The organism is Citrobacter sp. Cu231 (assembly GCF_030332265.1).
GTDB classification, from domain to species: Bacteria; Pseudomonadota; Gammaproteobacteria; order Enterobacterales; family Enterobacteriaceae; genus Citrobacter; species Citrobacter meridianamericanus.
The window spans coordinates 1-8,258 of sequence record NZ_JAOWIE010000040.1 but is presented as its reverse complement, the minus strand read 5'-3'; the positions used below and the strand labels follow the sequence as shown (position 1 = coordinate 8,258).

At 47.2% G+C, this 8,258-nt stretch carries 5 protein-coding genes and 2 pseudogenes; 6 read left to right on the top strand and 1 reads right to left on the bottom strand.

Going from position 1 to position 8,258, the window contains the following annotated elements; translation table 11 throughout:
* The 5 genes and pseudogenes from OGY15_RS14430 to trbC form a co-directional block, all read left to right on the top strand.
* Positions 1–626: pseudogene (locus OGY15_RS14430) on the top strand (IS1-like element IS1B family transposase); the annotation flags it as partial.
* 113 nt (positions 627–739) lie between these two features.
* The gene (locus tag OGY15_RS14425) at positions 740–1,669 is read left to right on the top strand and encodes an AcrVA2 family anti-CRISPR protein (protein ID WP_251291800.1); all 930 of its coding nucleotides are present in this window, start codon (positions 740–742) and stop codon (positions 1,667–1,669) included.
* Between the two features lie 306 nt (positions 1,670–1,975).
* On the top strand, positions 1,976–3,184 hold the full coding sequence (trbA, locus tag OGY15_RS14420; protein WP_001295719.1) for an IncI1-type conjugal transfer protein TrbA: 1,209 nt from the start codon (positions 1,976–1,978) through the stop codon (positions 3,182–3,184).
* 18 nt (positions 3,185–3,202) lie between these two features.
* Positions 3,203–4,273: an IncI1-type conjugal transfer protein TrbB gene (gene trbB, locus OGY15_RS14415; RefSeq protein WP_000151590.1), complete on the top strand. Its 1,071-nt coding sequence runs from the start codon at positions 3,203–3,205 to the stop codon at positions 4,271–4,273.
* A complete protein-coding gene (gene trbC / locus OGY15_RS14410) occupies positions 4,266–6,557 on the top strand; it encodes an F-type conjugative transfer protein TrbC (RefSeq protein ID WP_024190602.1) in 2,292 nt (763 codons plus the stop codon). Before trbB ends, trbC begins: the two co-directional genes overlap by 8 nt.
* A 71-nt stretch (positions 6,558–6,628) precedes the next feature.
* Here trbC and OGY15_RS24705 read toward each other — a convergent pair.
* Positions 6,629–7,015 (bottom strand): annotated as a pseudogene (locus OGY15_RS24705) (DUF2971 domain-containing protein); the annotation flags it as partial.
* A 102-nt stretch (positions 7,016–7,117) separates the two neighbouring features.
* Between OGY15_RS24705 and OGY15_RS14405 the strand changes: the two are divergent.
* Positions 7,118–8,258: IS4-like element ISVsa5 family transposase (locus tag OGY15_RS14405; RefSeq protein ID WP_286539751.1), on the top strand; the 1,141-nt coding region annotated here is incomplete at its 3' end.

Sequence of the window (8,258 nt, the reverse complement as noted above, 5' to 3'; positions counted from 1 at the left end):
GCCGGACATCAGCGCTATCTCTGCTCTCACTGCCGTAAAACATGGCAACTGCAGTTCACTTACACCGCTTCTCAACCCGGTACGCACCAGAAAATCATTGATATGGCCATGAATGGCGTTGGATGCCGGGCAACAGCCCGCATTATGGGCATTGGCCTCAACACGATTTTACGTCACTTAAAAAACTCAGGCCGCAGTCGGTAACCTCGCGCATACAGCCGGGCAGTGACGTCATCGTCTGCGCGGAAATGGACGAACAGTGGGGCTATGTCGGGGCTAAATCGCGCCAGCGCTGGCTGTTTTACGCGTATGACAGGCTCCGGAAGACGGTTGTTGCGCACGTATTCGGTGAACGCACTATGGCGACGCTGGGGCGTCTTATGAGCCTGCTGTCACCCTTTGACGTGGTGATATGGATGACGGATGGCTGGCCGCTGTATGAATCCCGCCTGAAGGGAAAGCTGCACGTAATCAGCAAGCGATATACGCAGCGAATTGAGCGGCATAACCTGAATCTGAGGCAGCACCTGGCACGGCTGGGACGGAAGTCGCTGTCGTTCTCAAAATCGGTGGAGCTGCATGACAAAGTCATCGGGCATTATCTGAACATAAAACACTATCAATAAGTTGGAGTCATTACCTCCCTGGGCTTGAAGAGCAAATCTTTGCATGCCGAAATAAAAAACGCAGCGACAATCCATTATTATTTATCGACAGAAAAGATGAAGAACGCATACTAATGAGTCGTCTCCAGAGCCAACAAAAAAATGAAGAACTGGCTTCTAAACTAGAATCTTTATTTCATGGAAACGAATTATCGTCACCACACAGTATTTTGTGTTTTATATACTGGCGCTATACAAAGAAAATTTATCGCCTAAGCGAGGACATCATCAGTGATGTGGCTAACACCTATGTTGATAACATTCCTGCACAGACCCTTAAGGAACTCCCTTCATGGAGTATCTATGTTTCAGCCGAAAATCTGCATACTATACTTCCTACGTCCTATCCGATACATGGATTTTTCTTTTATCCATTTTTGGACAAAAATGGAAATATTATCCGGCTTTTCATTATTGATGATCTGAAACAAAGCCAAGGAACTACAGGGCTAAAAGAAAAGAATGTTGACGTCGTCAATAATATCATCAGAATAAAGGACTCTCGTGAAGGACTTCTTGACTCCAGAAAGATGGAGTGTATCGATGGTGAAGTCGTCGTAACAGTTAACGAAAAGCTCAAAGATTTCAGAGACAGGGAGTTTAATCTTCTTAACGCACAGATATCAATGGTGCTTTATATCTGTTCACAGATCAATGATATAAAAGAAAAAAATCAATTTAAACGGTCAGAAAAGCACAAAAAGCATGTTCACACTCACCATGAACTACCAGCACAAAACATTCGGGAGTGGGACGTTGGTATTCGAATGGGGCAAGCCATACGGCAATATCGCCAAGCAGAACCCACAGGGAAAGAGCGGACAACAATAGGTAGCAAACGTCCTCATATACGCCGGGGACACTGGCATACATACTGGACAGGAAGTAAGAAACCAGAACTAGCCCATGAGCGTAAACCTAGATTAATATGGTTACCTCCGGTACCAGTTAATTTAGAAGACGTAAACAAACTACCGGTGGTAATAACGCCCATTGATAAATGACCTGAAAAGTATCTTTTCCGGTAGGATGTACACATATCTAAATTATCAGGCTACTGTAATGTTGTTCATGCATTACAGTAGAGCCCTTGGTTGATTGATAAAAAAATCTCCAGGGGCTTTCTGCTGTATACCGTCCACAAAACGCTTTCGGCATACAGCCTCAAGCGTCCGCGGCTATTCTAACGACTTTCGTATCTGCAACAATCCTTTTATCGCACGGCTAACTCCTCTGGTTAGCTCTTATCACCTGAAAATAAATTTTTAACCTTTCCGTTTGATTTAAATTCCAGAAATGGAGACTTTGTCATGTCTTACAATCGACAGCCTGTCGCAGAAGATCCTATGCAGATATGGGGCGCTGTTGGTGTCCTTCTTATCCTGCTGCTATTCGTCATATGGTTATTCTTGCCGGAAGTGGTTTACGCCAGCTGCCTGATTCTTCATACCTTATGGGGACTGGTTGACTGGGGACCATTTCATAACTATGCAGCACCACGATACAACCTGCTTGCCATGACCGGTAACAACGCCGCCAACATAAGCTATAGCCAGTGGGTTAACGTCATGGAGCAGACCATAGGTATTTTGTGGATGTACCTCTTACCTGTGACACTCTGGTGTTTGTGGGAATGGTATCAACATCCGGGACAAAGCCGTTTCACCCGCAGACCAGTAGATATTACCCGACTGCCACACATCTTTGCTTCGTTGTCCCCTGCTATCGCCCCTGTACTGGAAGATGGTGATCCGGAAAAACTCTTTCATGGTGGCAAACGACCTGAACGGCGGGTTGCTCTCACCCCGGAAGCATTTGTCGAACAGCATACTCTCATCACCAATATGCAGCTCGATGTTACAGCTGCAAGACGATGTTTCATGGCCCAGTTGGGTAAACCTTTAACGTCCTGGAAAGACATGGCACCACATGAAAAAGCGCTCTTTGCCATATTTGGCCTTCAGTATTTCCTGGATGATCGTAAGGCAGCATTAAAGCTCATGGATACACTGAACCTCTCATGCAGAATTAAAAGCAAACGGGACAGTGGGAAATTCTGTACCCCTGTTTATTCACTGGCCAAATCTGCATTCAAAAGAGTGATTAAAAGCGACGGAGCACAGCAATGGCTGAAACAACATCGCTACGTCCGCAGTGGGCTGGTCTGGCTGTATGCACATGACCTGCGGCTTACGCCACCCAACTGGATTTGGCTGAAAGGCGTGGACAGAACGCTGTTTTATGCATTACACCGCGCCAATACCACGAAAGGATTTATTGAAGGCGCTGGCGTGGTGGCCGTTGCACGTGCAGAGGCCGAAGCCATGCGTTTTGGCCTTCCCTGCCCTGAACCCTGTGTTGATGAAGCGGTGGAAGGCTTACGGCGGGATATGCTCAGCCTCGGTCTTATCTGGGATGAACCACAACCAGATCGCGACCGGAAACGCCGCATTCTGACCAACTGGTCCCTCACCGACGACATCCTGCCCCGCACACCTGCTACAGACAACGAATTCTGATTATCCGGAGAACTGAAAATGACAATCGAGTACTTTGCAACACGCATTGCAAAACATATTTCCGTGCAGGCAATCTGGCCGGGTGGCAGGACAGAAATTATTGCCGTCCTTCCACAGGATGCCCTGTCAGGGCTGGTAACACGAAACAATCAACTGATTCATATAGCCTTTGACGCCATGGGCACTCGTAACAGAGAAACCGTCCTGATTGACAAGCAGGAGCATAACGCTGACCAGATACTTACAGCTATTGATTCCTGTCTGCGCCTTGAATACCTGATGGAACGCCGCTTCAGCAGAACGCCTTTGTTCCGTGCAATAATCGCCAGCGTTGTACTGTTCGTAATGGCAATGATTGCCGTCTCTCTGTTCCGCTATGTTGATCGTGTATTCTGGGATGATACAACGCCTGAAGCAGTTCAGACGGCAGGTGAGCCACGACTGCTCCCCCCTCACCTGAATCACACCGTGCCATTAAATGAAGGCATTCAACTCCCGGTTACCCCGAAAAAAGACGTCCAGGTACCGGAGAAAACACTCACAAGCAAAAATCCGGAAGCCGCAGCTGCCCGACATAATCTGGCTGCTGTTCTGAAGCGGAACGCCGATCGGGGCATGTTTACCGTCAACCTGTCATCCGGTCATGAACGAACCCTTTACGCATTTCTCGATCCTGCCTGTCCTAACTGCAGACTTCTGGAGCCGGCTTTAAAACGCCTGGCCAGCGACTTCAATGTCGTTATCTACCCGGTTTCAGTTATTGGTGGAGAGGAATCCACCGACCGTGTGGCACCACTGCTGTGTGAAAAAGATGCTCAGAAACGTGCTGCCGGCTGGCACCGACTGTATTCCGCAGATAACGGAATGATGACGCCATCAGAAGAAACAACGCCTGCAGATGAAACATGCCTGAAAGCGGCCAGAGCTGCGATTGATGTTAACAATGTCGCCTTCCGTAAGTTCGGATTTGCCGGTACCCCATGGGTGCTGTCCGACACCGGCTGGCATCTGCCTACAGGAATTCTGCAGGAAACTGGCACGCTTAATTTATTCCTGAAAACCACCGACAGCGAGTCTGGCCATGAGTGAACATCGCGTTAACCCCGAGCTTTTACACCGTACAGCCTGGGGAAATCCTGTCTGGAATGCACTCCAGAGTCTCAATATCTATGGCTTTTGCCTGGTGGCAAGTCTTGTGGCCAGTTTTATCTGGCCACTTGCATTACCGGCATGTCTGTTGTTCACACTGATAACAATGCTGGTATTTAGTCTGCAGCGATGGCGCTGCCCTCTTCGTATGCCCATGACGCTGGAATGTGCTGACCCGTCACAGGACAGAATGATTAAAAGAAGTCTTTTCAGCTTCTGGCCAACCCTGTTCCAGTATGAGGTCATTCTGGAATCACCGGCCAGCGGCATATTCTATGTTGGTTATCAACGCATCAGGGATATTGGCAGGGAGTTATGGCTGAGTATGGACGATCTGACCCGCCATATAATGTTTTTCGCCACCACCGGTGGCGGTAAAACGGAAACCATCTTTGCCTGGGCGATTAACCCACTTTGCTGGGCAAGAGGATTCACCCTTGTCGATGGCAAGGCACAGAATGATACGGCAAGAACGATCTGGTATCTGGCCAGACGCTTTGGACGTGAAGACGATGTGGAAGTCATTAACTTCATGAACGGAGGAAAATCCCGCAGTGAAATCATTCTGAGTGGTGAAAAAACGCGCCCTCAGTCAAATACCTGGAATCCCTTCTGTTACAGCACTGAGGCATTCACAGCGGAGACAATGCAGTCAATGCTGCCCCAGAACGTCCAGGGGGGAGAGTGGCAGTCCCGGGCCATAGCCATGAACAAGGCACTGGTATTTGGTACTAAATTCTGGTGTGTGCGCGAAGGCAAAACAATGTCACTGCAGATGCTCCGAGAACATATGACTCTCGAAGGGATGGCCAGACTTTACTGTCGTGGCCTCGATGATCAGTGGCCGGAAGAAGCTATCGCACCATTACGTAACTACCTTCAGGACGTTCCCGGTTTCGACCTGTCACTGGTCAGGACACCATCAGCCTGGACGGAAGAACCCAGAAAACAACATGCTTATCTCTCCGGGCAGTTTTCTGAAACTTTCAGCACATTCACGGAAGCATTCGGGGATATTTTTGCTGAAGATTCCGGTGATATCGATATCCGTGACAGCATTCACAGCGACAGGATTCTGATGGTAATGATCCCCGCTCTGGATACATCAGCGCATACAACGTCTGCTCTTGGACGAATGTTTATCACCCAGAAAAGTATGATTCTCGCCCGTGATTTGGGCTACCGTCTCGAAGGAACTGATTCCGATGCACTGGAAGTCAAAAAATATAAGGGGCGTTTCCCTTATCTGTGTTTCCTTGATGAAGTGGGGGCATACTATACGGACCGTATTGCTGTGGAAGCCACTCAGGTGCGTTCACTGGATTTTGCTCTGATTTTGATGGCACAGGACCAGGAACGTATAGAAGGACAGACAACAGCCACGAATACTGCAACACTGATGCAGAACACGGGGACAAAATTTGCCGGCAGGATTGTCAGCGAGGGTAGTACGGCCAGAACGCTGAAAAGCGCCGCCGGTGAAGAAGCCAGAGCGAGAATGAACAACCTGCAGCGTCAGGACGGCATATTTGGTGAATCATGGATTGACAGCCCACAAATCAGCATCCTGATGGAAAGCAAGATAAATGTTCAGGAGTTGATTGAACTTCATCCTGGCGAGTTCTTTTCTATTTTCCGGGGAGAAACCGTACCATCAGCATCATTCTTCATCCCTGACGATGAGAAAAGCTGCAGCAGCGATCCCGTTGTTATAAACAGGTATATCAGCGTGGATGCGCCACGCCTGGACCGTATCCGCCGTCTTGTTCCCCGTACTGCTCAACGTCGAATCCCGTCACCGGAAAATGTCAGTGCCATCATTGGCGTCCTGACTGCAAAACCCTCCAGAAAAAGACGAAAAATTCGCACAGAGCCGCACACGATCGTGGATACATTCCAGCAACGCATTGCAGGACGTCAGGCGGCTATGGCAATGCTGGAAGAGTACGACACGGATATCAACGCACGTGAAAGTGCCTTGTGGGAAACAGCGGTGAATACGCTTAAAACGACCACACAGGAAGAGCGACGAATTCGCTATATCACGCTGAACAGACCAGAACTACCTGAAACAAAAGAGGAAAATCAGATATCAGTGAGAGCAGAAAGAGCAGGTATAAACCTGTTAACGCTTCCACAGGACAATACCCCCCCGACAGAGCGTCCTGTAAACGGGTTTCATCATAAAAAAACCAACCGTCCAGACTGGGACGGAATGTACTGAACTGTGACCATACTTCGGTCTTCCCGCAAAAAACTATTTAAAAATGCTGGTACTAGATACCAGCATTCAGATTACAGATTAACCGCATCATTGCAGGTACATATGGAACGTCTAATTTTTATATTATTTAACCCTAGGTCATCTAATTTTGACCGAAGCTGTTCATCAGATTGTTCAAATAAAGGCCCCAACACAATCTCTCTAATTGACGTAATATTGTTACAGGCAAATTTCACCTTAGTATAATACGCAATTCCGTAATCAGTACTACGTTCTTCAAGTTTGTATGGTGGGGATTTATGTTTATCTACTTCAATAAGTCCTCGGACCTCATTTTCACATTCAAAACTCTCTCTCTTATATAATGAACATAGTCTGATAAGATATGCATGAAGTATGCCATGTGCATATTCAATGTTTAAACTTGAGCGCTTAATATAATCATGCAATGCTCTGATGAATCCCCTAATGATTTTGGTAAAAATCATTAAGTTAAGGTGGATACACATCTTGTCATATGATCAAATGGTTTCGCGAAAAATCAATAATCAGACAACAAGATGTGCGAACTCGATATTTTACACGACTCTCTTTACCAATTCTGCCCCGAATTACACTTAAAACGACTCAACAGCTTAACGTTGGCTTGCCACGCCTTACTTGACTGTAAAACTCTCACTCTTACCGAACTTGGCCGTAACCTGCCAACCAAAGCGAGAACAAAACATAACATCAAACGAATCGACCGATTGTTAGGTAATCGTCACCTCCACAAAGAGCGACTCGCTGTATACCGTTGGCATGCTAGCTTTATCTGTTCGGGCAATACGATGCCCATTGTACTTGTTGACTGGTCTGATATCCGTGAGCAAAAACGGCTTATGGTATTGCGAGCTTCAGTCGCACTACACGGTCGTTCTGTTACTCTTTATGAGAAAGCGTTCCCGCTTTCAGAGCAATGTTCAAAGAAAGCTCATGACCAATTTCTAGCCGACCTTGCGAGCATTCTACCGAGTAACACCACACCGCTCATTGTCAGTGATGCTGGCTTTAAAGTGCCATGGTATAAATCCGTTGAGAAGCTGGGTTGGTACTGGTTAAGTCGAGTAAGAGGAAAAGTACAATATGCAGACCTAGGAGCGGAAAACTGGAAACCTATCAGCAACTTACATGATATGTCATCTAGTCACTCAAAGACTTTAGGCTATAAGAGGCTGACTAAAAGCAATCCAATCTCATGCCAAATTCTATTGTATAAATCTCGCTCTAAAGGCCGAAAAAATCAGCGCTCGACACGGACTCATTGTCACCACCCGTCACCTAAAATCTACTCAGTGTCGGCAAAGGAGCCATGGATTCTAGCAACTAACTTACCTGTTGAAATTCGAACACCCAAACAACTTGTTAATATCTATTCGAAGCGAATGCAGATTGAAGAAACCTTCCGAGACTTGAAAAGTCCTGCCTACGGACTAGGCCTACGCCATAGCCGAACGAGCAGCTCAGAGCGTTTTGATATCATGCTGCTAATCGCCCTGATGCTTCAACTAACATGTTGGCTTGCGGGCGTTCATGCTCAGAAACAAGGTTGGGACAAGCACTTCCAGGCTAACACAGTCAGAAATCGAAACGTACTCTCAACAGTTCGCTTAGGCATGGAAGTTTTGCGGCATTCTGGCTACACAATAACAAGGGAAGACT